The sequence below is a fragment of the Nocardia asteroides genome (assembly GCF_900637185.1).
In the GTDB taxonomy this organism is placed as follows: domain Bacteria; phylum Actinomycetota; class Actinomycetes; order Mycobacteriales; family Mycobacteriaceae; genus Nocardia; species Nocardia asteroides.
Genome location: NZ_LR134352.1, coordinates 1,108,689 through 1,132,885 on the forward strand (window position 1 = coordinate 1,108,689; position 24,197 = coordinate 1,132,885).

Genomic DNA, 24,197 nt, shown 5'->3' on the forward strand with positions numbered 1-24,197 from the left:
GGTCTCCATCGTCGTTCTCCATCTTCTCGGTACTTCCATCATCGCCGAAGAATCGCCCCAGGCTGACAAGTTGTTCTTAAGAACCTCTAGAGACGGCCATCGCATCCTTTCTCCAGACACCGGAACAACCGGGTCCGATCGGTCTCGAGGGGTGATCGGCCGGACCCGGCGGTGCAGACCAGAAGGTGGCTCTTCCAGACGCTGAAGACGCACTGCCGACGGTAACCACACCGACGGACTGGGCCGGAGCTGTTCCGACGGTGTCGCGGGGTATACCGACCGGGCCGGTCCGACGAGGGGTGACCGGCCCGGTCGATTTACGTAGAGCCGGATCACTGGTAAGGGTGGGGGCGTGGTCGAGACTGCCGAGCATCGAGACGCGCTGGACCGTGCCGAGGCGCGGTTGCGCGAAGAGTTCGCGACGATGTTCGATCCGGCGACGATCCATCGCTACCTGCACTCCTCCTACGCCGACTTCGCCGCCAGGGCGACGGTGACTCTGTATCTCCCGTTGCTCGCGGAACGTTTCGGCAGGCAACGGTTGCAGGCCCTGGCCAAGCTCGAAGGCAAGGTCGCCCGGCCGCGTCCGACGGTGCTGTTCCTGTGCACGCACAACGCGGGCAGGTCGCAGATGGCGCTGGGCTTCTTCGAGGAGCTCGCGCTGAGCCGGGCGGTGGCCTGGTCGGGTGGATCGACGCCGGGCGGGCAGCTCAATCCGGCGGCGGTGGGCGCGATGGCCGAGATCGGGATCGACATCTCGCGCGAGTACCCGAAACCGTGGACCGACGAGATCATCCGCGCGGCCGACGTGATCGTCACGATGGGGTGCGGCGACCACTGCCCGCTGGTGCCCGGCGTGCGCTACGAGGAGTGGATCATCGACGATCCGGCCGGGCTGGAACTGAGCCAGGTGCGGCCCATCCGCGACGACATCGGCCGCCGCGTGACGGGCCTGCTCGGCGAACTGGGTATCACCGTCACCGGTCCCGCAGGTAGCGCACCCAGCTCCCGTACGTCGTGATGTCGGTGGCGGTGACGGCGGCGTCGTAGGTGCAGGCGAAGCCGACGACGGAGCGGCCGTCGGACAGGTCGACGGCGGTCAGCGCCATCGGGGGCGGCAGTTCGGCGAGGAAGCGGCCGAGGCCGGCCGGGGATACCAGGAACAGTTCGCCGTGGATCGGCGCGCCGAGGCCGTCGCCGTGCCGGACCAGGCCGGGCTTGGGCGGGGCGGTGTCCAGCGCGGTGAGCCGGTAGGCGTCGCTGGTGGTGATCTCGCCGACGAAGCGGGCGCCGAGCTGGGCGAGCTGCCAGTGCAGCGGCTGGCCGCGCAGGTGCGCGCCGAAGACCGCCAGCGGCACACCGGTTTCCACCAGCAGCGGGGCCGGGCCGCCGGTGAGCCGGGCGGCCAGGTCGACGGCGAGCTGGTCGGCGAAGGCGGGCACCACGACCATCACGCCGAACGGCAGGCCCGCCGCCGTCGGGGTGCCGGGAACGGCCACCGCCGCCAGGTCGAGCAGATTGCAGAAGTTGGTATAGGTGCCGAGCCTGCGGTTGACGCCGAGCGGATCGGCGGCCACCTCGGCGAGAGACGGGTGCTCGGTGGTGGTGGGCAGCAGCAGGCCGTCGTACCCGGCCAGCAGCGCCGTGGCGGCGGCCTTGGCCCTGGTCAGGGTGTCGAGGTCGCCCGCGAAGGCGTGCGCGTCCAGTGTCTTTGCCGCGCCGATGATTTCGGCGACGGTGGGGTCGAGTCCCGGCGTGCGCTCGTCCACGAACGAACCGACAGCGGCGTACCGTTCGGCGACGATCGCGCCGTCGTAGAGCAGGCGCGCGGCGTCCAGCAGCGGGGAGATGTCCACCTCGTGTACCGCGACGCCCTGATCGCGCAGCAGGTCGACCGTGGCGGTGAAGGCCTGCCGGTAGGGCTCGCTCAGGGGGCTCAGGTCGGCGGGGCGGGGGATGGCCACCTTCGGCGCGGCCGAGGCGGCCAGTCGCACGTCGGCGGGCCAGGCGCGGCTGCGCGGATCGCGGGCCTCGGGGCCGGCCATGATCCGGGCGGCGTCGACGGCGGTGGCGAGATCGGCAGCGAACACGGTGACCGCGTCGTAGTCGGCGCAGGCCGGGACCACGCCGTGCGCGGGGACGACGCCGAGGGTGGCCTTGATGCCGACGATGCCGTGCAGCGCGGCGGGCACCCGGCCCGATCCGGCGGTATCGGTGCCGATCGCCAGGTCGGCGATGCCGAGCGCCACCGCCACCGCCGAGCCGGAACTCGAACCGCCGGAAATCAATTCGGGATGCGTGGCATGGCGGACCGCGCCGTAGGGGCTGCGGGTGCCGACCAGGCCGGTGGCGAACTGGTCCAGATTGGTCTTGCCGAGCACCAGTGCGCCCGCCGCGACCAGCCGTGCCACGGCGGCCGCGGATTCGGTGGCGGTGTAGGCGAATTCGGGGCACGCGGCAGTCGTCGGCAGGCCCGCCACGTCGACGTTGTCCTTCACCGCGAGCAGCAGGCCCGCCAGTGGCAGGGACTCACCCGAGGCGACGCGCCGCTCCAGTGCGGCTGCCTCCGTGGCGAGTTCGCTCCGCGGGCGCAGCGTGATCCAGACTTCGGGACGGTCCACCTCGGCGATGCGCGCGTAGGCGGCGTCGACCCGCGCGGTCACGGTGTCGAGTAGTCCTGCTGACATGGCGTCTCCTCAATCGCTCATGGACATGGCGGCGACGGCTCGCGTGATGCGCTCCAGCACCACATCCAGCGAATCGCCGATGTGGGTGTGCAGGAGTTGCTGTGCCAGGGCGAGATCGCCCGCGAGAACGGCGTCGAGGATCCCGAGGTGCTCGGTGATCGTGGTCTCGATCCGGTTGTTGATCATGAAGTCGTACATGCGCACGTGCCGGATCCGCGAGTTCACCGCCACCAGCGCGCGCACCAGCTCGCCGTTGCCCGCCGCGGTCAGCAGCGCGACGTGGAATTCCTCGTCGACGACCACGAAGCCCGGCTCCTGGGCGGGTGGGTCGGCGCGCAGGGCCAGCCAGCGCCGCTGTTCGGCGCGCAGCAGGTCGGCGTCGTGGGTGAGCGCGGGGTCGGCGCGGACGCGCGACATGCCGCCCAGCTCCAGCGTGAGCCGGAGTTCGTAGAGGTCGCGGATGCGGGACACGCTCGGCCGGACCGGACTGAACCCGTACTCCTCGCGTTCGAGCAGCCCGTCCGAGCAGAGCATGGTCAGCGCCTCGCGCACCGGCGTGCGGGAGATCCCGAACCGGGCCGACAGTTTGGGCTCGGTGAGGCGCGTGCCGAACCGGATGTCGCCGTTCATCAGCTCGTCGCGCAGGGCCGAGTACACGACGTCCCGCAGGGGCCTGCCCGCGCCGTCCTCCGGTGCATCCACCCTTGTCGACATGGGTGTATACGCTAACGAGCGGGAATTTCTATCAAGTGACAGAAAGTAAGCGCCAGGTTATCGAGTGCTCACAGCGGCGGCCTCACCAGTGCCGCCCTGCCCCGGAGAGCACTTCTCAACGACCTGCGAACACGCAGGGAACCGCCCGTGACATGTGCGGCGCGCACGCTGCTCGCAGAGCCCACCGCTCGCACTCCGCTCACCCGGAAGGGCGACCCATGAACGCAGCGATCCTGGCCCTCATCCTCGGCCTGGTCTCGGTCATCGCCGTCACCGTCTGGTGGCCGAACCCAGCGGACCGCGCGGCGCCGTCCGAGGACGGCGGCGGATCAGCGCCCCGCCTCAACCGGGACGGCTGACGCTGTGGACGGGTGGGGATGGTCCGGCACCGGTAACATTCCCCGGTTCTGACCGTCGCGGCACTGCCGCCTGTTCGTGTGGGGTAGTCGACCCCGGAAATACGAAGAGCCCCTGACCAGTGAACTGATCAGGGGCTCTTCTGTGTCTCAACCAACACGTCGGGGTGACAGGATTTGAACCTGCGACCTCTTCGTCCCGAACGAAGCGCGCTACCAAGCTGCGCCACACCCCGTGAGGCGAACCTGAAGTAGCTTACAACGAGGTGGTCGGAATCGTTAAACCGGCTGGTCAGCGGGGTTAGTTGAGGGCGCGGATGGAGCTGAAGATGCGCTTGGCGGTGGTGGCGTCGACGGCGTCGGGGACGCCGGTGTCGGCGATCATCACCATCACGAAGCTGCCGTCCTTGGTGCCCTTGAACGCGTAGGTGTAGATGGAGAAGGTGGGGCCGCAGCCGGGCTTCGGGTTGGCGACGGTGCCGGTGGTCTCGGTGAACATGCCGTCGGTCTTGCCGTCGATCGACTTCAGCGGCTGTGCCGGGCCCGCCTTACCGGTGGCGCCGGAGTAGGCCAGCGGTGCGGCCTTGGTGCCCAGCTCGGCACCCGCCGCGCCGTGATCGGCCTGTTTGGAGCCGGTCAGGAAGGACATGGTGCGGGTGGAGCCGGGGCAGTAGTCGCGGCCCTCGGAGGCGTAGCCCTTGCCGATGACGGTGTCGCCCGGCGGTTCGCCGACGCCGCCGATGGTGGATTCGGTGGCGACCTTCCAGCTCGGCGGCACGTCGTAGGCGGCGCCGCGATCGGGGGAGGCGACCACCTGATAGCCCTCGATCAGCGGCTTGCGATCCGACGCCGCGCCGGTGGGCGACGGAGTGGTGGAGCTGGGCTTCGGCTTGCTCGACGACGGCGGGGCGCCGGTGGTGGTGAGGGCGCTGACCATCGACGGGGTGGGCGCCGCGGTCGTGGTCGGTTCGTCGTCGCGGGTCAGCGCGAACGCCGTGATGGCGCCGCCCGCCAGCAGGACGGCGGCGACCCCGGCCGCAACCCAGATCAGGGCCTTGTTCCCGGACTTCGGGGGCTGCCCGTACGGCGGCTGCCCGTACGGCTGGTTGCCGAACTGCTCCAGCGGCGGAACCTCGCCGTATTGCTGCTGTGGTTGCTGCCAAGCCTGCCCGCCGGCACCCCACTGCGGATTGGGCTGCCCGGCGCCGGGATTCCACTGATTCTGTCCCGGCGGCGGCGTGCCCCACTGCGGTTGCGGCGGCCCACCCCACGCCTGACCGAGCCCCTGCTGACCGCTCGGCGCGTTCGGATCGGGCCACGAGGCCGGGGTGCGCAACTGCGTCGCGTCAGCCTGACCCGGCATCGGCGCACCGGGAGGATTCGCCCCCGGCCAAGGCGCGGCCGGGTTGCGCAGCTGAGTCGGGTCGGCCTGCCCGGGCTGCGGCGAACCCGGCTGTCCAGCAGGGGGATTCGGGCCTCCCCATGGCGCGGCTGGGTTGCGTAGCTGGGTGGCATCGGACTGCCCCGGCGGCGGCACCTGGGTGTTCGGCTGTGGCGCGCCCGGCCCGTGCGACTGGGCGGCGTCGGCCTGACTCAGCGGCGGCGAACCCGGTTGTCCGGCAGGGGGATTCGGGACTCCCCAAGAACCCGGAGTGGCGCCGGCCTGCCCGGCGGGGGCGTTCGGGTCGGGCCACGGCGCGGCGGGGTTGCGCAGCTGGGTCGCGTCGGCTTGGCCGGGCTGAGGGGCCGGGGCGTTGGGGTTCGGCCATGGCGCGCCGGGGGTGCCGAGTTGGGTGGGGTCGGCTTGGCCGGGGGCGGGAGCGCCCCACTGCTGCGGGCCCGCGGGGGTCCAGGGTGTGGGGTCGGGGAGGGCCGGTGGGGGACCGGAGCCGTCCCAGCGCAGGGTTGGGGGGAGGCCGGTGCCGCCGGGGGTCCAGACCGCGGTGGGGTCCGGGTTGGGTTGTCCCGCAGTGGGATTACCCGGCGCAGGCGCGCCCGGCGGGTTCACCGCGCCGGGACGCTGCCATTGCGCGTCGGGCTGGTCGGGCGCACCGGAACCGCCGAAAACGGTCGGGTCGTTGCGCCGGTCGTCGGATCCACTGCTCACGGTCATCCCCTACAGACAAGAAGTCGTTCGGGAGCAGACCCTAGCGGGCGACGGCCTCCGATGCCGAGATGCCGTGTCCGGTGTCGGCGGCGGGCCGCTTCGGCGGCGCGCCGACCAGGGTCAGCAACGTGGCTTCGGGACGGCAGCAGAACCGGTACGGCGCCCACGGCGACGTGCCGATGCCGGCCGAGACGTGCAGCTGGGTGTGCTCACCCCACTGCGACGGCCCCTTCACCCGGGACTTGTCGATGCCGCAGTTGGTCACCAGCGCGCCGTAACCGGGGACCACCAGCTGGCCGCCGTGCGTGTGTCCGGCCAGCACCAGGTCGTAGCCGTCCTCGGCGAACCGGTCCAGCACCCGCGGCTCCGGCGAATGGGTGACACCGATGCTGAGCTGGGCGAGCTGGTTGGGCGCGCCGGCCACGGTGTCGTAGCGGTCGCGCTGCAGGTGCGGGTCGTCGACGCCCGCGCTGGCGATCCGGATACCGGCGACTTCCAAGTCACGGCGGGTGTGGGTGAGGTCCAGCCAGCCGCGTTCGGTGAACGCCGCGCGCAGATCCTGCCACGGCAGCGGGTCGCCGTAAACGCGTCGATGATCCTTCTTGAAATACTTCAGCGGATTCTTCGGCACCGGCGCGAAATAGTCGTTGGAACCGAACACGAACAGGCCGGGACGCGCCAGCAGCGAGCCCAGGGATTGCACCACCGCGGGCACGGCCTTGGGGTGGGAAAGATTGTCACCGGTATTCACGACCAGGTCGGGTTCGAGCCGGTCGAGTTCGCGCAGCCACTGCTGTTTGAGCTGCTGACCCGGCATCATGTGCAGGTCACTGACGTGCAGAATGCGCAGCGTCGGCGAGCCGGGCGCGAGGACCGGCATGGTGGCTTCGCGCAGGACGAACGCATTTCGTTCGATCAGCGTGGCGTAGCCGATACCGGCGACGGCGGCCCCGGCGGCTCCCAACGCGGTTCGGCGGACAGCGGACGTCGAGATAACGGGCATTTGCCCAGCATAGGCGACCCCCTCCCGGAAGCGCGCGTGTGTTTCCGCACAAACGGTATGAATTTCGGTCGCGATGAAAATGTGATGGGACTCCGCCGGCCGAACAGCTAGCGTGAGGCGCATGTCGGAACTGAAAACGCAACTGCGCGCGGATATGACCGCCGCGATGAAAGCCAAGGACACGCTGCGTCTGTCGACCCTGCGGATGCTGCTCGCCGCGATCCAGAACGCCGAGGTCTCCGGGGCGCAGGCGCGGGAACTCTCCGATGCCGACGTGCTGGCGCTGCTGCAGAAGGAGGCCAAGAAGCGCAACGAGGCCGCGGTGATCTACGAGCAGAACGGGCGTGGCGAGCTGGCCGCGAACGAGCGCGCCGAGGAAGAGATCATCGAGGAGTATCTGCCCACCCAGCTCTCCGAGGCCGAGGTGGCCCAGGTCGCCGACACCGCGATCGCGCAGGTCGCCGAGGAGATCGGGGCGCGGCCGGGGATGAAGCAGATGGGCCAGGTCATGAAGGCGGCCACCGCGCTCGCCGAGGGCAAGGCCGACGGGTCGCGGCTGTCGGCGGCGGTCAAAGCCCGCCTCTGATTTCCAGCAAACGAAAGGGCCGCCGTCCTGGTGGACGGCGGCCCTTGTCGTTCGTCTTACCGCGGCACCGGAATCGGAATCGGTGGCAGGCGCGGGATCTGCGGCAGACCCGGGATCACCGGCGCGGGCGCCGCGGGCGGCGGCGTGGTCGGCGCGGGCACCCGGACCGAGCCGTCACTGATGTAGATGGTGACGACCGAACCCGGAATCGCCGACCCGTTCGGCGAACTGCCCATCACGGTGCCCTTGGCCTGCGAGCCGGGGCTGGTCACCGCGGACACCTGGAATCCGGCGCCGGACAGGATCGAGGTGGCCTCGCCCTGCGACTTGCCCGCGACATCGGGGACCTGGGAGTTGTTCGCGCCGCGGACGTACTTGTCGTCCACCGGCGGCAGGCCCGGCGGCGGGAACCGGTCCATCACCGGCTTGATGGCGTTGAACCAGGTGCGCGCGGGCTCGTTACCACCGAACAGGCCCGCGGCATTGCTGGCGCCACAGTTGCGCAGCGGGAACGAGCAGATCTCGCCGGGCGTCGGGCTGTCGCCGTAGACGTAGACCGAGGAGGCCAGCGAGTTGGTGAAGCCGAGGAACGCCGAGGAACGGTGGCTTTCGGTGGTGCCCGTCTTGCCCGACATCGGCGCCGCCCAGCCCGCGGCCCGTGCCGCGCCCGCGGCGGTACCGCTGACGTCGTCCTTGCTCATCGCGTTGGCCAGGGTGTTGGCCAGACCGGGGTCGACCACCTGCTCGCACGCCTGCTGGGTGAGCGGAACGGCCTTGCCGCTGCGGTCGATGACCTCCTTGATCGGCGAGGGCGGGCACCACTTGCCGCCCGAACCGAGGGTCGCCGCCACATTCGACAGTTCCAGCGGGTTGATCGCGAACGGGCCCAGGGTGAACGAGCCCATGTTGTTGTTCTTGATGTGGTCGGCCAGGCTGGTGTTGCCGTGCCCGGAGGTGCCGGGATCGGTGTAGGACCGCATGCCGAGGCGCACCGCCATGTCGACCGCGGCGCCGACGCCGACGTCCTGGATCATCTTCACGAACGTGGTGTTCGGCGAGGTCGCGAGCGCGTCGGTCACCGACATCGAGCCCGGGTAGTTGCCCGCGTTCTTGACGCACCACGAGTCGGCCGGGCAGCCCGGCGAGTTCGAGTAACCCATGCCCTTGGCGGCGTAGGTGCCCGGCACGTCGACCTGGGCGGCGATGCCGAGACCCTTCTCCATCGCGGCGGCGGTGGTGAAGAGCTTGAAGATCGAGCCCGCGCCGTCACCGGCCATCGAGTACGGCTGGCCGAGCAGCGTCTCGTTGGCGTCGCGGTCGAGGCCGTAGGTGCGGCTCGAGGCCATCGCGAGGACGGGGTGGCTGTCCTGGCCGGGCGCGATCACCGACATGACCTCGGCGATGTTGTCCAGGTTGGGGTCGGCCTGCTCGTTCACCGAGCGCTTCACCGATTCCTGCAGCACCGGGTCCAGCGAGGTCTTGATCAGGTAGCCGCCCTTGTCGATCTGCTCGCGGCTGATGCCCGACTCGGCCAGGTACTGCAGCGCGTAGTCGCAGAAGAAGCCCTTGTCCTGGGCGGCGATGCAGCCGCGCGGCAGGCCCTTCGGCTCGGGCAGCACGCCCAGCGCCTCGGACTTGGCCTTGCGGAACTCCTCGGCGCGGTGCGGGATGTTCTGGATCAGCGTGTCGAGCACGGTGTTGCGGCGATCGGTGACGCCCTGGACATTGGTGTACGGGTTCAGCTTGGAGCTGGACTGCACCATGCCCGCCAGCATCGCCGACTGCGTGATGGTGAGGTCGGCGGCGTCGACGCCGAAGTAGGTCTGGGCCGCGTCCTGGATGCCGTAGGAGCCGTTGCCGAAGGGCACCAGGTTCAGATAGCGGGTGAGGATCTCGTCCTTGCTCAGCTCGCGGTCGAGGGTGAGTGCCATCCGGATCTCGCGCAGCTTGCGCGCCGGGGTGGTCTCGATCGCGGCGCGACGTTCCTGGTCGGTCTTGGCGACGACGAGCAGGTTGAAGTTCTTCACGTACTGCTGGTCGAGCGTCGAGGCGCCCTGCTGGACCTCGCCGGAGGAGGTGTTGGTGAGGAACGCGCGCAGCGTGCCCTGCCAGTCGACGCCCTTGTGGTCGGCGAAGCGCTTGTCCTCGATGGACACGATCGCCAGCTTCATGTTGTTGGAGATGCGGTCGCTCGGCACCTCGAAGCGGCGCTGCTCGTAGAGCCACGCGATGGGGGCGCCGTTCGCGTCGACCATCGTCGAGACGGCGGGCACCGTGCCTTCGACCAGTTCGGCTGACACGTTGTCGACGGCATCGGCGGCTCGGTTGGAGATGAACCCGAATCCACCGGCCAAGGGGAACAACAGCCCGGCGACTAGCACGGAGGCCAGCGCGCAGCTGCCGGCCAGCCTCGCGAGCGTTTGAGTGATCGGCACCCGCCCAGCCTAAAGGGTGGGGTGTCGAGGTTCACGGCTGTGCTGCTCGACAGGTGATGTCCGGTCGGTGCCAGGGGGGTTGCTCTGGCGTGTCAACAAAATGATCACATCGGCGTGTCGCGGCCGGGCACGCCGGTGATCAGCAGGACTGCCGGTCAGGACGCCGATTTGAATGGACGGCCGTACCAAAAAATCGGGGGCCGGTCTTGCGCAAGCGCCATACCTTTACCTAGATTGAGAACCCAGTGTGATAGAGCTAACACTCAAAGTGGAATGTGGTGCGGACCGCAGCGGTAGTTGGGTTGCTGTGATCCGCGCTCGCGATTCTGGAGCGCCGCACAACGGTGTTCGGACTGCAAAGGGGCACATCAAATGCACATCACAACCCCCATCGCTCGACTGGATGTAGAGCAGGCCGAGGCAAGGATCGCTTGGGTTGCCCAGGCGCGATGCAAGGAAGTGGACCCTGATCAGCTGTTCGTTCGTGGTGCGGCGCAGCGCAAGGCGGCGACCATCTGCCGCCATTGCCCGGTGTTGATGCAGTGTGGTGCCGACGCGCTGGACAACCGGGTGGAGTTCGGAGTGTGGGGCGGGATGACCGAGCGGCAGCGGCGCGCGCTGCTCAAGCAACATCCCGACGTGACGTCGTGGGCCGACTTCTTCCAGGCCCAGCGCCAGCATCAGGTGGCGATCTAGCAGGCGAGACCGCGGCGATAGCACAACGGCGCCGAGACCGCTGGGTTTGCGGAATCGGCGCCGTTGGCGAGTGTTACGAGATTGTGAGCTATAGCTGTTTTGTCTGAATCGAGCTCTGGATTCGGACGTCGGCTCAGACCGCGGCGGGTTTGCCCGCCAGCTGGTCACCGACCGCCCGCAGGGCATCCAGGTCGGAGACCTCGAACGGCAGCGCGGTGACCGAAACGATCGGGACCCGCGGATGGGCGCCGGTGAAGCGATGCAGCAACCGCTGTTCCCGCTTCGCCGTCGCCACCCGCTCGGCATGGATGCGCAGCACCGACGCCGTCAGCGGGTCCGCTTCGCTCAGCTGATCGGCAGCGGTCAGCGCGTGATCACCGGACAGCCCCGACAACGCGGGGTGCGTCCGGTTCAGCACCAGACCGGCCAGCGGCATCCGCTCGGTGGAGAGCCGGTCGACGAAGAACGACGCCTCCCGCAGCGCGTCGGGCTCGGGCGCGGCGACCACCAGGAAGTGCGTGCCCGGCTTGGACAGCATCGCGAAGGTGCGCTCGGCCCGATCCTGGAAGCCACCGAACAGCGATTCCAGCGACTGCAGGAACGTCGAGGCGTCCTTGAGCATCTGACCGCCGACGATGGTCGACACCCCGCGCATCGCCAGGCTCATCGCCCCGGTGACGAACCGGCCGACGCCCCGGCCGGGCGCCATGATCAGCCGGATCATCTTGCCGTTGAGGAAATTGCCGAGCCGCTTGGGCGCGTCGAGGAAGTCCAGCGCGTTGCGCGAGGGCGGAGTGTCGACCACGATCAGGTCCCACTCCTTGTGCCCGGCCAGCTGACCGAGCTTCTCCATCGCCATGTACTCCTGCGTGCCGCCGAAGGACGAGGCCACGGTCTGATAGATCGGATTGGCGAAGATCTGCTCCGCCTTCTCCGGGCTGGTGTGCTCGAGCACCATGTCGTCGAAGGTGCGGCGCATGTTCAGCATCATCGCGTGCAGCTGCCCCGGCACCTCGGGGCCGAGCTCGACCCGCTGCGGGGTGTTGTCCAGATCGGCGACGCCGAGCGACTGGGCCAGCCTGCGGGCCGGGTCGATGGTCAGGACGACCACCTTGCGGCCCGCCTCGGCGGCCCGCAGCGCGATCGCGGCCGCGGTGGTGGTCTTGCCGACCCCGCCGGAGCCACAGCACACGATCACCCGCGCGGTGGGATCGGCGATGATCCGGGAAACATCCAGCGGGGGCGTGGTGGTCACTTGCTCGCTCATCGCACTCCCTGCGCGGATAGCTGTTCGGCCAGTTCGTAGAGTCCGCCCAGGTCCATGCCTTCGCCGAGGGCGGGCAGGTGCAGCTGGGGGACGTCGACCTTCGCCAGTTCGGCGGCGCTCTCGTCCTGCGCGGTCAGCATGACGGCGTGGTCGACGGTCTCGGTGAGCAAGCCGGCGAAATCCTCGTCGGGCAGGGTGATCCCGGCCGTGGCCAGGCCCGCGGTGATCGCGGCGGTGTCGAGCTCGCCGCGCACGGCCTGGTCGCGGTCGGCGGTGGTGAGCTGGGCCTTGGCCGCCCGGTTGACGATCACCGTGCCGATGCGCAGGTCGTTGCCGGTGAGTTCGGCGACCGCGTCGGCGGTCTCCTGCACCGGCAGCGCCTCGAGCAGGGTGACCAGGTGGATCATCGTCTGGTCCGAGTGCAGCAGCCGGGACACGCCGTCGGCCTGCGAGGCGATCGGGCCGCCCTTGGCGATCTCGGCCATGGCCTGGGTGACGTCGAGAAAACTGGCGATTCGGCCGGTCGGCGGCGCGTCGACGACGATGTCGTCATAGGCGGGCTTGCCGTCGGCGCCGGTGCGCACCACGCATTCCTTGATCTTGCCGGTGAGGATCACATCGCGCAGGCCGGGCGCGATGGTGGTGACGAACTCGATGGCGCCCATCCGGCGCATCGCCCGGCCCGCGAAGCCGAGGTTGTAGAACATGTCGAGGTATTCCAGGAACGCGTGCTCGATGTCGAGCGCGAGCGCGTACACCTCGCCGCCGCCGTCGGCGCTGGCGATCTGGGTCTCGGTGGGTGGCAGCGGCGGCCGGTCGAACAGCTGCGCGATGGACTGCCTGCTCTCCACCTCGACCAGCAGCACCTTGCGCCCACCTGCGGCGAGGGCGAGCGCGAGCGCCGCCGAGACGGTCGACTTGCCGGTACCCCCCTTGCCGGTGACGTAGTGCAGCCGGGCCGTCGCCGCGCGCTGTGGCCATCCGGTCGACGGTTCCGGAACCGACGAAACCGGCTCTGCTGTTGGTGCTCCCACGTGGCCGAGCCTATAACCCGTTTCTCGGCGGTGGTCGGGGTGCGCCCTAAACTCACACCATGAGTGAAGTCACCCTGTGGGAGTACGCCACCGTGCCGCTGCTGACGCACGCGACCAAGCAGATCCTCGACCAGTGGGGCGCCGACGGCTGGGAGCTGGTCACGGTGCTGCCCGGACCGACCGGTGAGCAGCACGTCGCCTACCTGAAGCGGCAGAAGTAGCCGTGGCCACCGCGTGGAAGGACGCGCTCGACCGGCTCGGGGTCACCCTGCCGCCGGTCGCCGCTCCCGTCGCGGCCTACATCCCGGCCGTGCGCACCGGTTCGCTGGTGTACACCTCCGGCCAGCTGCCCTTCGTCGACGGTGAGCTGTCGGCGGTCGGCAAGGTCGGAGCCGAGGTCGAGGTGGAGACGGCGAAGGAGGCCGCTCGGCTGTGCGCGCTGAACGCGCTCGCCGCCGTGCACGACCTGGTCGGACTCGACTCGGTGGTGCGGATCGTGAAGGTCGTCGGATTCGTCAACTCCGCACCGGGATTCACCGATCAGCCGATCGTGATCAACGGCGCGTCGGAGTTCCTGGGCGAGGTCTTCGGCGACGCGGGCGTGCACGCGCGCTCCGCGGTGGGTGTCTCGGAACTGCCGAAGAACACCCCCGTCGAGGTGGAATTGATCGTCGAGGTCGGATAGGCAGCCGTCATGGCACTGGAACATCCCGCGTACGGCCAGGTCAGGGCGGTCACGCCGACGGCGTCGGTGCTGCTCGCCGACAATCCGTCGCAGATGACGCTGGACGGCACCAACACCTGGCTGCTGCGCGGACCCGGCAGCGACGACTACGTGGTCGTCGATCCGGGCCCGAAGGACAAGAAGCACACGGCGGCGATCGTCTCTGCCACCGGCGGCCGGATCGCGCTGACGCTGATCACCCATCACCACCCCGACCACACCGGCGGCATCGATCACCTGGTGAAAGCCACCGGGACGCCGGTGCGGTCGGTGGATCCGAAGTATCTGCGCGGCGAGACCACGCCGTTGGCCGCCGGTGAGGTCATCGAGGCGGCGGGGGTGCGGATCACCGTGCTCGCCACGCCCGGCCACACCGGCGACTCGGTGAGTTTCCTGCTCGACGACGGGATCGTCACCGGCGACACGGTGCTCGGCCAGGGCACCACGGTGCTGGCGTCGAGCAGCGGAGCGCTGGCCGACTTCCTGTCGTCGCTGGAGCTGCTGCTCGAGCACGGCGCGGGCAAGGCCTTGCTGCCCGCGCACGGGCCCGATCATCCCGACGCGGCGCCGGTGGTGCGGTACTACCTGGACCACCGCCGCGAACGGCTCGATCAGATCAGGGCGGCCCTGGCCGAATTGGGCGAGAACGCGGGTGCTTTCGAGGTGGTCCGCAAGGTGTACGCCGATGTGGACAAGCGCCTGTGGCCCGCCGCGCGCAGCTCGGTGAAGGCGCAGCTGGAATACCTGCGGGCCGAACGCGGAGCATGAGCTCGGCCGGGTAGCCGACGTGCGTGGTAGCGGCACGTCGGCTACGTCGGCAGCGCACCGGTGGAAACGACGACGGCACGCCGGGACCACCGCGGTGCGGTCGAGGCCCTCTTCCTACGGACCCGCACCGGTGGTCCCGGCGTGCCGGGACGTCGCGAAACCGACTCGACTCAGCGCGCGCGCCGGGCGAGGCGCTCGGAGTCGGAGATCAGGACGCTCTTGCCCTCGAGGCGCAGCCATCCGCGATGCGCGAAATCGGCGAGTGCCTTGTTGACGGTTTCCCGGGAAGCGCCGACCAGCTGGGCGATCTCTTCCTGGGTCAGGTCGTGGGTCACGCGCAGCGCGCCCGCTTCCTGGGTGCCGAACCGCTGCGCGAGCTGCAGCAGCGCCTTCGCGACGCGACCGGGCACGTCGGTGAAGATCAGGTCGGCGAGGTTGTTGTTGGTACGGCGCAGGCGACGGGCCAGCACGCGCAGCAGCTGCTCGGCGATCTCGGGGCGCTGATCGATCCACGCCTTGAGCGCGTCACGGTCCATCGTCACCGCGCGAACCTCGGTGACCGTGGTCGCGGTCGAGGTACGCGGGCCCGGGTCGAAGATCGACAGTTCACCGAACATGTCGGACGGACCCATGATGGTCAGCAGGTTTTCCCGGCCGTCGGGGGAACGGCGGCCGATCTTCACCTTGCCCGAGGTGATGATGTACAGCCGATCGCCGGGTTCGCCCTCGTTGAAGATGACGTGGCCGCGCGGGAAATCTACGGGCTGCAGCTGCTTGGCGAGCGCGGCCACCGCGGTGGGCTCGACGCCTTGGAAGATGCCTGCTCTGGCGAGGGCCTCGTCCACGAATGTGCTCCTTATGGGATATGGCTTGCGAACCTGGTCGAGCGAATCGACCAACAGCGCAGTCTACGCGGCCTCACGTCAGCACAGTGACAGACACCACGTAAAGAGTGGATTGCGCTCGGCGCGCACACCGTGAACGGGGGGTGTGCCCCCGGGGAATCAATGATCAGCTGGCCCGCGCGACATCGATATCGGCGGTCCGGGAACGGCGCTTGCGCATCCGCGCCACGGCGGCGGGCAGGCCGAGCTTCGTCAGCTCTTTCACTTCGGCGTTGCTGGCGTTGTCCAGGTACTGCTGAACCTCTTCGTCGGGTTCGAGAAGCTTTCGGAGCCGGTTCTCGACCCGCTCCATCCCCAGCGCGAACAGCATCAACAGCACTGGGAAGAGCACCACAGCGAGTCCTTGCATGACAGGCAGTAAACACGGTCGAGGTCTCAGATGGAACACAGCGGGCAAACTCGCCACCCAATGTTGTCGGAGCGGTTCCGTATGGTGGACAGGTGCCCGTTTCCCCCTCCACCGCCGCCGCGGACGACGCGGCCCCGGCCGCGGAAACGGCCGCGGTTCCCACCGGCATCTCCGCCGCGCGCAGGCGCAAGAACCGCGCGATAGCTGCGGAAACACGGATCGGACTGGTCCGGCGGGCACGCCGGATGAACCGCACTCTCGCCGGTGCGTTTCCCGACGCCCACTGCGAGCTGGATTTCACCACTCCGCTCGAGCTGGCGGTGGCCACGATCCTGTCCGCGCAGTGCACCGACGTCCGCGTGAACCTCACCACTCCCGCGCTGTTCGCCAAGTACCGCAGCGCGCGCGACTACGCCGAGGCCAACCGGGCCGAGCTGGAGGAATACATCCGGCCCACCGGGTTCTATCGCAACAAGACCAGCTCCCTGATGGGGCTGGGGCAGGCCCTGGTCAGCGATTTCGACGGTGAGTTGCCTCACACGCTGGCCGAATTGGTCAAGTTGCCCGGCATCGGGCGCAAGACCGCCAACGTCATCCTCGGCAATGCCTTCGATGTGCCGGGTATCACCGTCGACACCCATTTCGGCAGGCTGGTGCGCCGCTGGAAGTGGACCGAGGAAGAGGACCCGGTCAAGGTCGAGCACGCGGTCGGCGAGCTGATCGAGCGCAAGGACTGGACGATGCTCTCGCACCGGGTGATCTTCCACGGTCGCCGGGTGTGTCACGCGCGCAAGCCGGCTTGCGGCGCCTGCGTGCTCGCCAACGACTGCCCCTCGTTCGGGATCGGTCCCACCGATCCGGAGGCGGCGGCCGCGCTGATCAAGGGGCCCGAACGCGAGCATCTGCTCGATCTGGTCGGACTGTGAGCGAGCCCGCCGAACCGTCGCCGGCGCGGCGGCCCGTTCTCCGCTGGGCGCTGGCCGCGCTGATCCTCGTCGTCGCCGCCGCGGTGGCACTGTGGCCGCGCGGTGATTCCGATCCCGGCGGCGGTCCCGCGCAGACGGCGAAGCAGCCCGCGGCCGTGTCGGCCGAGCAGCGCGCCGCGGCGGGACTGTCGCCGTGTCCGGCGCCGCAGGGCGCCGGGTCGGGTCCGCTGGCGGGGATCACGCTGAACTGCCTCGCCGACGGCGCACCGGTCGACCTGGCCGCCGCGCTCGGCGGCAAGCCCGCGCTGCTCAATCTGTGGGCGTACTGGTGCGGCCCCTGCGCTGTCGAGCTGCCGCACCTGCAGGAATTCGCGCGGCGCGCGGGCTCCGAGCTCACCGTGCTCACCGTGCACAGCGATCCCGACGAGGCGAAGGCGCTGGCCAGGCTGGCCGGTCTCGGCATCACGCTGCCCGGCGTCGAGGACCCGCAGGCGAGCGTGCGCACCGCCGTCGGCGCCCCCGCGGTACTCCCGGTGTCGGTGCTCGTGCGCGCGGACGGCACCATTGCCGGTGTCGAGGTTCGTACGTTCGCCGATGTCGCCGACATCGCCGACACGGTGGCCGACAAACTCGGCGTTCGGATCGCGGTATGACGAAGGACAGTGTGATGAACGGTGTGATGCGCCCCGACGAGACCGGACTGCCGTCCTGGCTGTGTGCCGCCATCCGGCACGGTGGCCCCGACGCCGACGACACGCTCGCCACCTCCCGCGCGCTGCGTCGCGCCATGTCCATCACCGGCGAGCCGCGTCAGGCCGCGGTGCTCGTGCTGTTCGGCGGATCGGCCGACGCCGACGAGACCGCACCCGGTGGCCTGCCCGCCGACGCCGACGTGCTGCTCACCCAGCGCGCCTCGACCATGCGCCAGCATCGTGGCCAGGTCGCCTTCCCCGGCGGCGCCGAGGATCCGGGCGACGACGGCCCCATCGGCACCGCCCTGCGCGAGGCCGCCGAGGAAACCGGTCTCGATCCCGCGGGCGTGCAGCCGTTCGCCGTGCTGCCGAAACTGTTCGTGCCGCCGTCCAAGTTCGACGTCACCCCAGTGCTCGGCTACTGGCGGGCACCCACCGCGGTCGGCGTCGTCGATCCTGCGGAAACCGAGCGTGTCGTCCGTGTTCCGCTGACCGAATTGCTGGATCCGGCACACAGATTCATGGTGCGTGGCAGTCTCGGCTACCAGAGCCCCGCGTTCCAGGTCGACGGCATGCTGGTCTGGGGGCTCACCGGCGGTATCCTCGCCGGCATCATCAAAACGGCTGGCTGGGAACGAGACTGGGATCGAGGCGACGTGCGTGACTTGGAGAGCTCGCTGGCTGCGGTCGGTATGACCCTGTGAGCGAGCGCAGCGAGCGGCGAATCGGCACAGCCGCCACTGCGGTCATGCCGGAGCCGAGCGTCAGCGAGGCGGAGGCATGAGCGCATCTGTATGGCTCGATATCGCGGTTGTGTTGATCGCGCTGGTCGCGGCGTCCACCGGGTGGCGGCAGGGGGCCGTGGCCTCGGCGCTGGCGTTCTTCGGTGTGGCGCTGGGCGCGGTGGCGGGCATCCTCATCGCGCCGCACATCCTCAAGCACCTCAGTGAGGGCCGCAGCCGGGTGCTGGGCGGCATCCTGCTGATCGTGCTGCTGGTGATCGTCGGCGAGGTCGCGGGCATGGTGCTCGGCCGCGCCGCGCGCAGCGGCATGCGGCATCCGGTGGCGCGCAGTGTGGACAGCGTCATCGGCGCGGTGCTGCAGGCGGCGACCGTGCTGGTCGCGGCCTGGCTGCTCGCGTTGCCGCTGGCCACCGCCTCCCAACCCGGCGTCGCCGCGGCCATCAACGGGTCCAAGGTGCTGGCCGACGTCAACGCGGTGGCGCCGAGCTGGCTGCGCAAGCTGCCCAACGAGTTCTCCAAGCTGCTCAACACCTCCGGGCTGCCGGACGTCATCGGCCCGTTCGGCCGGGCGCCGATCGCCGCCGTCGAACCGCCGGACGCGAGCGTGCTCGCCAGCCCGGTGGCGGCCTCGCTGCAGCAGAGCGTGCTGCGCATCCGCGGTGTGGCGCCGAGCTGCCAGCGGGCGCTGGAGGGTTCCGGCTTCGTGGTCGCGCCCGAACGGGTGATGACCAACGCGCACGTCGTCGCGGGCACCACCAGCGTGTCGGTCGACACCGCGCGCGGCCCGCTGGAGGCCAGCGTGGTGCTGTTCGATCCGTCCAAGGACATCGCGGTACTCGCGGTGCCCGGCCTGACCGCGCCGGTCATCCCGCAGGCGCCGGAGTCGGCGACCTCGGGCGAGAGCGCGATCGTGCTCGGTTATCCGGGCGGCGGGCCGTACACGGCCAGCGCCGCGCGTGTCCGCGAGACGCTCGACCTCACCGGCCCGACGATCCATCGCGACGGCACCGTCGAGCGCGAGGTGTACACGGTCCGCGGTCAGGTCCGCGCGGGCAACTCGGGCGGCCCGCTGGTCGACACCGAGGGTCAGGTGCTCGGCGTGGTCTTCGGCGCCGCCGTCACCGACGACGACACCGGCTACGTGCTGACCCTGCGCGAGGTCGCGCCGGAGCTGGCCGCGGCAGGCCCGAGCAGCGCGCCCGTTCCCACCGGCGCCTGCGTCCTGAGCTGAGTCCGGCGCGTCCCAGGTCGTCGGCCCGGGACGCGCCGATCAGGGTGAGACCAGTCCGTCCTTGGGCGAGCCGTTCACGCCGTTCTGTTCCCGCCAGCGGGTCGTCAGCACCTCGTTGACCTTGCCGGGGTTCTCCTGGTGGGCGTAGTGCCCCGCGCCCGGAATCGACACCAGGGTGCGGTCGGGCGAGAGTCGGCCGCCACGGTGGACGGTGGCGGGCAGCAAGTAGCCGTCGTGTTCGCCGCGCAGGCCGAGCACGGGGATGTCGATCGGGGTGCGCATGGTCGCCATGAAGCGCTTGCCGTCGGGCCGCCACTGACTGCGGAAGGCCCAGCGCTGGTATTCCAGCGCGCTGTGCGCGGCGCCGGGAATCCGGATGGCGGCCCGCATCCGCGCCGCGGTCTCGGCGAATTCCGCCGTGCGCGACCAGGATTCGCTGACCCGCTCGCTCAGCAGCCGCTCCACCTCGGCGCCGTCGCGTCGGGTGAGCAGATGCTCGGGGTAGCGCGGCAGCTGGTAACGGAGGAAGTCGGGCAGCCAGGTGGCGCGCTGGGCGGAGTCGCGCAGCACCGCGCTCTTCAACGCGGCGGGATGGGGTGAACTCACCAGGGCGATCGAGCGGACCAGCCGGGGATGCAGCACGGCGGTCGCCCAGCAGACCAGTCCGCCGTCGGCGTGTCCGACGAGGGTGGCCTCGGTGTGGCCCAGTGCCCGGATGAGGCCGGCGATGTCACCGGCGAGGGTCCAGCCGTCGTAGCCGCGCGGCGGCTTGTCGGTGTCGCCGTAGCCGCGCAGGTCGACGGCGACGGTGCGGTAGCCGTGCCCGGCCAGGCCGGTCAGCTGGTGCCGCCACGACCACCAGAAGTCGGCGAATCCGTGCAGGAGCAGGACCAGCGGTGCGTCGGCAGAGTCGATGCCGTCGGCTTCCACGACGTGGAAGCGGATGCCGTTGGCGTGCACGTCGCGGTGCGTCCACGGTCCGTCGAAACGGACGCTGGACGGATCCGGGAATGAATTGGACGACACGCCGATCGAGCCTAGTAGGCGGGTCCGGCCGGTGCGACCGGGCCCGCCCGGCGCGTCATCGCTTGGCCGGCTTCTCCAGCGCGAGGTGGGTGTCGCTGTGGGTGAGCGCCGCCGGCAGGACCTCGGCGGTCTGCTTGAGCGAGTTGATCGTCTTCTCCGGCGCCCGCAGTTTGCGTACCTTGAGATAGCCCAGCAGGGCCAGCAGCGCGGTGGTCACCACCATCAGCACGAACACGATCAGGAACGCGGCCCAGCGGTACAGCCACACGTCCAGCAGTTCGGCGAGGAAGAAGAAAAAGAAGAACGAGCTGAACAGCAGCACCGTCAACGCGAGGATGAAGAACACGCTGCCGGTCAGGCCCTTGCGGACCTCGGCGGTGACTTCGGCCTTGGCCAGCGCCACCTCGGCGCGCACCAGGGTCGACAGCTGTTCGGTCGCGTCGCGCACGAGGGTGCCGATGCTCGCCGATCCGGGCGGGTTGGCGTCGGTCAACGGGATGGAAGTGACCGTGCGACCGTCATTTCCGCCTTGGGTGTAACTCACTTCGTCGACCCTTCTCCCTGTCCTGGCACTGCTAGGCCTCACTGTCCGGTTGTAGCTCGTTCGCGTCGCGGCGCGCCTGGTGCACACGTCCTCGGCGCAACAGTAGCGCCGATCCGAGCAGCGATGCTGCCATGGAGGTCACCAGGACGGCGGCCTTCGCCAGATCGATGGCGTCTTCACCGACATCGGCCAGCGCGAGTTCCGCCACCAGCAGGCTAACGGTGAACCCGATCGCGCCGAGTACCGACAGGGCGAACATGTCCCGATATTCCAGCCCCGCCGGGCGTTTCACCAGGCCCAGCCGGATCCCCGCCCAGCTGACGCCGAAGATGCCGATCGTCTTGCCGAGCAGTAGCCCGAGAATGATCGCCAGCGACAGCCGGTCGGTGAACAACGATCCGAACACAGCGGCGTCGAGCGGGACGCCGGAGGCGAACAGCGCGAACAGCGGCACACAGATTCCGGCCGAGATCGGCTGCACGACATGCTCGAGGTGGGTGGCGGGCGCGACCTTCTCGCCGGGGTCCTTGTGCACGCGGGTGAGCAGACCGAGCGCGACACCGGCCAGCGTCGGGTGGATGCCCGCCTCGTGCAGCGCGTACCAGCACAGCAGCGCGACCGGAAGGTAGAACAGCGGCGTGTGCAGCCGATAGCGCTGTGCCAGCGCCCAGGCCGCGCAGGCGGCGAGCGCAACGCCGAGCCACAGCAGCGACAGCGACGCGGTGAACAGCACCGCGATGAGGATGATCGCGAGCAGGTCGTCGACCACGGCCAGGCTCAGCAGGAACACCCGGGCGCTGGCGGGGATCCGCGAGCCGGTCATGGCCAGTACCGCCAGCGCGAAGGCGATGTCGGTGGCGACCGGGATGGCCCAGCCGTTGTCCATGCCGGGCACGCCGTGACCGACCACGAGCGCGATGATCGCCGGCGTCACCACGCCGCCCACGGCGGCGATGATCGGCAGCGCCGCCCGTTTCGGGTCGGCCAGCTCGCCGACGGCGAATTCGCGTTTGAGTTCCAGTCCGGCGACGAAGAAGAAGATCGCGAGCAGCCCGTCCTTGGTCCAGTCGGCCAGGGTCAGGTCCAGGTGCAGCGCCGGAATGCTCAGCTGGGTGTCGACCATGGTCTGATAGCTCGCGCCCCACGGCGAGTTCACCCAGATCAGCGCGACGGCGGCGGCGATCAGCAGCAGCGCGCCGCCGACGGTTTCGGTGCGGAGGTAGCGGGTCAGCTCGGAGCGGACACGAGTGATCACGGGCGGGCCTTTCGGCAGGGGACGACAGCGCTGCGGGCGCTCATCCCACCCTGCGGAGACTGGTGATGCACGACCGCATGCCGACCAGACTTCCCGGCACACCTCTACGCGATCCTAACGGATACGGCCGGTGACAACCCGCGTCACCGGCCGTATCCTGCGCGTTCGCGGCGCGCCCTCGCTCAGTTGCCGCCGGCGCGGATCGCCTCGAAGACGCCCGGATCGACCAGGGTGGAGGTGTCGCCGAGCTCGCGGCCCTCGGCCACGTCGCGCAGCAGCCGGCGCATGATCTTGCCGCTGCGGGTCTTGGGCAGCTCGGGCACGATGTGGATCTCGCGCGGCCGGGCGATCGGGCTGATCTCCTTGGCGACCTCGGCCTTCAGCTCGTCGACCAGGCCGTCGCCCGCCCGGCCCGCCGAGTCGCCGGTGAGGATGACGAAGGCGACGATGCCCTGCCCGGTGGTGGCGTCGGAGGCGCCGACCACGGCGGCCTCGGCCACGGCCGGATGCCCGACCAGCGCCGATTCCACCTCGGCGGTGGAGATGCGGTGGCCCGAGACGTTCATGACGTCGTCGACCCGGCCGAGCACCCACAGGTCGCCGTCGGCGTCGAGCTTGGCGCCGTCACCCGCGAAGTACCAGCCCTGCTCGGCGTAGCGCTCCCAGTAGGTGGCCCGGTAGCGCTCCATATCGCCCCAGATGCCGCGCAGCATCGACGGCCACGGCTGGTCGAGCACCAGGTAGCCGTTGGCCTCGGTCTCGCCGAGCTCCACCGGCTTGCCCTCCTCGTCGACCACCGTCGCGGAGATGCCGGGCAGCGGGCGCATGGCGGCGCCGGGTTTGGTGTCGGTGACGCCGGGCAGCGGGGAGATCATGATGGCGCCGGTTTCGGTCTGCCACCAGGTGTCGACGATGGGGGTCTTGTTCGCGCCGATGACCTCGCGGTACCAGCGCCAGGCTTCGGGGTTGATGGGTTCGCCGACGGAGCCGAGCAGGCGCAGGGTGGTGAGGTTGTGGGCGTCGGGGATCTCGCGTCCCCATTTCATGAAGGTGCGGATCAATGTCGGGGCGGTGTAGTAGATGGTGACGCCGTATTTCTCGATGATCTCGAAGTGGCGGTGTTCGGTGGGGGAGTTGGGGGTGCCTTCGTAGACGATCTGGGTGGCGCGGTTGGCCAGGGGGCCGTAGACGATGTAGCTGTGGCCGGTGACCCAGCCGATGTCGGCGGTGCACCAGTAGATGTCGGTGCCTGCTTTGTGGTCGAAGACGTTGTGGTGGGTGTAGGCGGTTTGGGTGAGGTAGCCGCCGGTGGTGTGCAGGATGCCTTTGGGTTTTCCGGTGGTGCCGGAGGTGTAGAGGATGAAGAGGGGGTGTTCGGCGGGGAAGGGCTGGGCTTCGTGCGACGGCGAAGCGGCGGCGACGGTCTCGTGCCACCACAGGTCGCGGCCGTCGGTCCAGGGCACCTCGGTGCCGACCCGGCGGACCACCAGCACGTGCTCGACCGAGGACGGCACGTCGCCCTTGGCGGCCAGCGCCTCGTCGACGGCTTCCTTGAGCGGGGCGGGCTTGCCGCGGCGCCACTGCCCGTCGGTGGTGATGATCAGGCGGGCCTCGGCGTCGTCGACGCGCTGGCGCAGGGCGCTGGGCGAGAAGCCGGCGAAGACCACGGAGTGGGTCAGGCCGAGGCGGGCGCAGGCCAGCATCGACACGATGGCCTCGGGGACCATCGGCATGTAGATCGCGACGCGGTCGCCGGCTTCGAGGCCGAGTTCGGTCAGGTAGTTCGCCGCGCGCGAAACTTCTTCGAGCAGTTCGCGGTAGGTGATGGCGCGCGAGTCGCCGGGTTCGCCTTCCCAGTGGATGGCGACCTGGTCGCCGTGGCCGTCGAGGACGTGGCGGTCGACGCAGTTGTAGGCGACGTTGAGCTCGCCGTCGGCGAACCAGCGCGCGACCGGCGCCTCGCTCCAGTCCAGGACCTGGGTGAAGGGGGTGTGCCAGTGCAGCCGGTCGGCCTGCTCGGCCCAGAAGCCGTCACGGTCGGCTACGCCACGCTCGTAGAGGGCGGCGCCGGCGTTGGCCTGGGCGACGAACTCCGCGCTCGGCGGATACGAGTCCTGGTGTCCTGCAGCGGTTTCGGTCATGTCGAATC

Annotated in this window: 24 protein-coding genes and 1 tRNA gene; 11 read left to right on the top strand and 14 right to left on the bottom strand. The window is 69.8% G+C overall.

The window, feature by feature from the left end; genetic code table 11:
- The first annotated feature begins 352 nt into the window (after positions 1–352).
- Entirely contained in the window at positions 353–1,021 is a 669-nt protein-coding gene (locus tag EL493_RS05290; RefSeq protein ID WP_019044557.1) for an arsenate reductase ArsC, read from the top strand.
- Here EL493_RS05290 and atzF read toward each other — a convergent pair.
- Positions 978–2,687: an allophanate hydrolase gene (atzF, locus tag EL493_RS05295; protein ID WP_022566474.1), complete on the bottom strand. Its 1,710-nt coding sequence runs from the start codon at positions 2,685–2,687 to the stop codon at positions 978–980. The genes EL493_RS05290 and atzF overlap by 44 nt on opposite strands.
- A gap of 9 nt (positions 2,688–2,696) precedes the next feature.
- Positions 2,697–3,401, bottom strand: coding sequence for a GntR family transcriptional regulator (locus EL493_RS32675; RefSeq protein WP_022566473.1), 705 nt, complete (start codon positions 3,399–3,401; stop codon positions 2,697–2,699).
- Between the two features lie 218 nt (positions 3,402–3,619).
- Here EL493_RS32675 and EL493_RS32190 point away from each other — a divergent pair, with 218 nt between their 5' ends.
- Complete coding sequence (locus EL493_RS32190; protein ID WP_019044560.1) at positions 3,620–3,760, top strand: hypothetical protein; 141 nt, start codon at positions 3,620–3,622, stop codon at positions 3,758–3,760.
- Positions 3,761–3,919: 159 nt separating this feature from the next.
- Here EL493_RS32190 and EL493_RS05300 read toward each other — a convergent pair.
- From EL493_RS05300 to EL493_RS05305, 3 genes are all read right to left on the bottom strand, one after another.
- A tRNA-Pro gene (locus tag EL493_RS05300) sits at positions 3,920–3,993 on the bottom strand.
- A gap of 65 nt (positions 3,994–4,058) precedes the next feature.
- Complete coding sequence (locus tag EL493_RS32195) at positions 4,059–5,864, bottom strand: hypothetical protein (protein WP_155982481.1); 1,806 nt, start codon at positions 5,862–5,864, stop codon at positions 4,059–4,061.
- Positions 5,865–5,904: 40 nt separating this feature from the next.
- A complete protein-coding gene (locus tag EL493_RS05305) occupies positions 5,905–6,867 on the bottom strand; it encodes a metallophosphoesterase (RefSeq protein WP_030201847.1) in 963 nt (320 codons plus the stop codon).
- Between the two features lie 121 nt (positions 6,868–6,988).
- Between EL493_RS05305 and EL493_RS05310 the strand changes: the two genes are divergently transcribed.
- Positions 6,989–7,453: a GatB/YqeY domain-containing protein gene (locus EL493_RS05310; protein ID WP_019044563.1), complete on the top strand. Its 465-nt coding sequence runs from the start codon at positions 6,989–6,991 to the stop codon at positions 7,451–7,453.
- Positions 7,454–7,509: 56 nt separating this feature from the next.
- On the opposite strand, the gene EL493_RS05315 is transcribed toward EL493_RS05310, so the two are convergent.
- Entirely contained in the window at positions 7,510–9,888 is a 2,379-nt protein-coding gene (locus EL493_RS05315) for a penicillin-binding protein (protein WP_019044564.1), read from the bottom strand.
- 372 nt (positions 9,889–10,260) lie between these two features.
- On the opposite strand from EL493_RS05315, the gene EL493_RS05320 reads away from it, so the two are divergent.
- Entirely contained in the window at positions 10,261–10,584 is a 324-nt protein-coding gene (locus EL493_RS05320) for a WhiB family transcriptional regulator (protein ID WP_019044565.1), read from the top strand.
- A 133-nt stretch (positions 10,585–10,717) separates the two neighbouring features.
- On the opposite strand, the gene EL493_RS05325 is transcribed toward EL493_RS05320, so the two are convergent.
- Both EL493_RS05325 and EL493_RS05330 read right to left on the bottom strand, forming a co-directional pair.
- Positions 10,718–11,851 (bottom strand): ArsA family ATPase, encoded by a 1,134-nt coding sequence (locus EL493_RS05325; RefSeq protein WP_019044566.1) that lies wholly within the window; start codon positions 11,849–11,851, stop codon positions 10,718–10,720.
- Entirely contained in the window at positions 11,848–12,885 is a 1,038-nt protein-coding gene (locus EL493_RS05330; RefSeq protein ID WP_019044567.1) for an ArsA family ATPase, read from the bottom strand. Before EL493_RS05330 ends, EL493_RS05325 begins: the two co-directional genes overlap by 4 nt.
- 59 nt (positions 12,886–12,944) lie before the next feature.
- Between EL493_RS05330 and EL493_RS05335 the strand changes: the two genes are divergently transcribed.
- The 3 genes from EL493_RS05335 to EL493_RS05345 are packed head-to-tail and all read left to right on the top strand — an operon-like array spanning position 12,945 to position 14,377.
- Complete coding sequence (locus tag EL493_RS05335; RefSeq protein ID WP_019044568.1) at positions 12,945–13,106, top strand: DUF4177 domain-containing protein; 162 nt, start codon at positions 12,945–12,947, stop codon at positions 13,104–13,106.
- 2 nt (positions 13,107–13,108) lie between these two features.
- A complete protein-coding gene (locus EL493_RS05340; RefSeq protein ID WP_019044569.1) occupies positions 13,109–13,570 on the top strand; it encodes a RidA family protein in 462 nt (153 codons plus the stop codon).
- A gap of 9 nt (positions 13,571–13,579) precedes the next feature.
- Entirely contained in the window at positions 13,580–14,377 is a 798-nt protein-coding gene (locus EL493_RS05345) for an MBL fold metallo-hydrolase (RefSeq protein WP_019044570.1), read from the top strand.
- A gap of 170 nt (positions 14,378–14,547) precedes the next feature.
- Here EL493_RS05345 and EL493_RS05350 read toward each other — a convergent pair whose 3' ends face one another.
- Positions 14,548–15,222, bottom strand: a complete 675-nt coding sequence (locus EL493_RS05350; protein ID WP_019044571.1) for a Crp/Fnr family transcriptional regulator — start codon at positions 15,220–15,222, stop codon at positions 14,548–14,550.
- Positions 15,223–15,388: 166 nt separating this feature from the next.
- A complete protein-coding gene (locus EL493_RS05355; protein ID WP_030201849.1) occupies positions 15,389–15,631 on the bottom strand; it encodes a hypothetical protein in 243 nt (80 codons plus the stop codon).
- 167 nt (positions 15,632–15,798) lie between these two features.
- On the opposite strand from EL493_RS05355, the gene nth reads away from it, so the two are divergent.
- The 4 genes from nth to EL493_RS05375 all read left to right on the top strand — a co-directional run bounded on the left by nth (position 15,799) and on the right by EL493_RS05375 (position 19,223).
- Positions 15,799–16,557 (top strand): endonuclease III, encoded by a 759-nt coding sequence (gene nth, locus EL493_RS05360; protein WP_036835581.1) that lies wholly within the window; start codon positions 15,799–15,801, stop codon positions 16,555–16,557.
- The gene (locus EL493_RS05365; RefSeq protein ID WP_019044574.1) at positions 16,554–17,210 is read left to right on the top strand and encodes a TlpA family protein disulfide reductase; all 657 of its coding nucleotides are present in this window, start codon (positions 16,554–16,556) and stop codon (positions 17,208–17,210) included. Before nth ends, EL493_RS05365 begins: the two co-directional genes overlap by 4 nt.
- Positions 17,207–17,953, top strand: a complete 747-nt coding sequence (locus tag EL493_RS05370) for an NUDIX hydrolase (RefSeq protein ID WP_019044575.1) — start codon at positions 17,207–17,209, stop codon at positions 17,951–17,953. The genes EL493_RS05365 and EL493_RS05370 overlap by 4 nt, the downstream gene beginning before the upstream one ends.
- A gap of 76 nt (positions 17,954–18,029) precedes the next feature.
- A complete protein-coding gene (locus tag EL493_RS05375; RefSeq protein ID WP_022566469.1) occupies positions 18,030–19,223 on the top strand; it encodes a MarP family serine protease in 1,194 nt (397 codons plus the stop codon).
- A gap of 39 nt (positions 19,224–19,262) precedes the next feature.
- On the opposite strand, the gene EL493_RS05380 is transcribed toward EL493_RS05375, so the two are convergent.
- The 4 genes from EL493_RS05380 to acs form a co-directional block, all read right to left on the bottom strand.
- Positions 19,263–20,249: an alpha/beta fold hydrolase gene (locus EL493_RS05380; RefSeq protein WP_019044577.1), complete on the bottom strand. Its 987-nt coding sequence runs from the start codon at positions 20,247–20,249 to the stop codon at positions 19,263–19,265.
- A gap of 55 nt (positions 20,250–20,304) precedes the next feature.
- Positions 20,305–20,793 carry a phage holin family protein gene (locus EL493_RS05385; protein WP_030201856.1) on the bottom strand — a complete coding sequence of 163 codons (489 nt, stop codon included), beginning with the start codon at positions 20,791–20,793 and terminating at the stop codon, positions 20,305–20,307.
- Between the two features lie 31 nt (positions 20,794–20,824).
- Positions 20,825–22,048 carry a Na+/H+ antiporter NhaA gene (gene nhaA / locus EL493_RS05390; protein ID WP_019044579.1) on the bottom strand — a complete coding sequence of 408 codons (1,224 nt, stop codon included), beginning with the start codon at positions 22,046–22,048 and terminating at the stop codon, positions 20,825–20,827.
- Between the two features lie 182 nt (positions 22,049–22,230).
- On the bottom strand, positions 22,231–24,189 hold the full coding sequence (gene acs, locus EL493_RS05395) for an acetate--CoA ligase (RefSeq protein WP_019044580.1): 1,959 nt from the start codon (positions 24,187–24,189) through the stop codon (positions 22,231–22,233).
- Positions 24,190–24,197 lie beyond the last annotated feature (8 nt).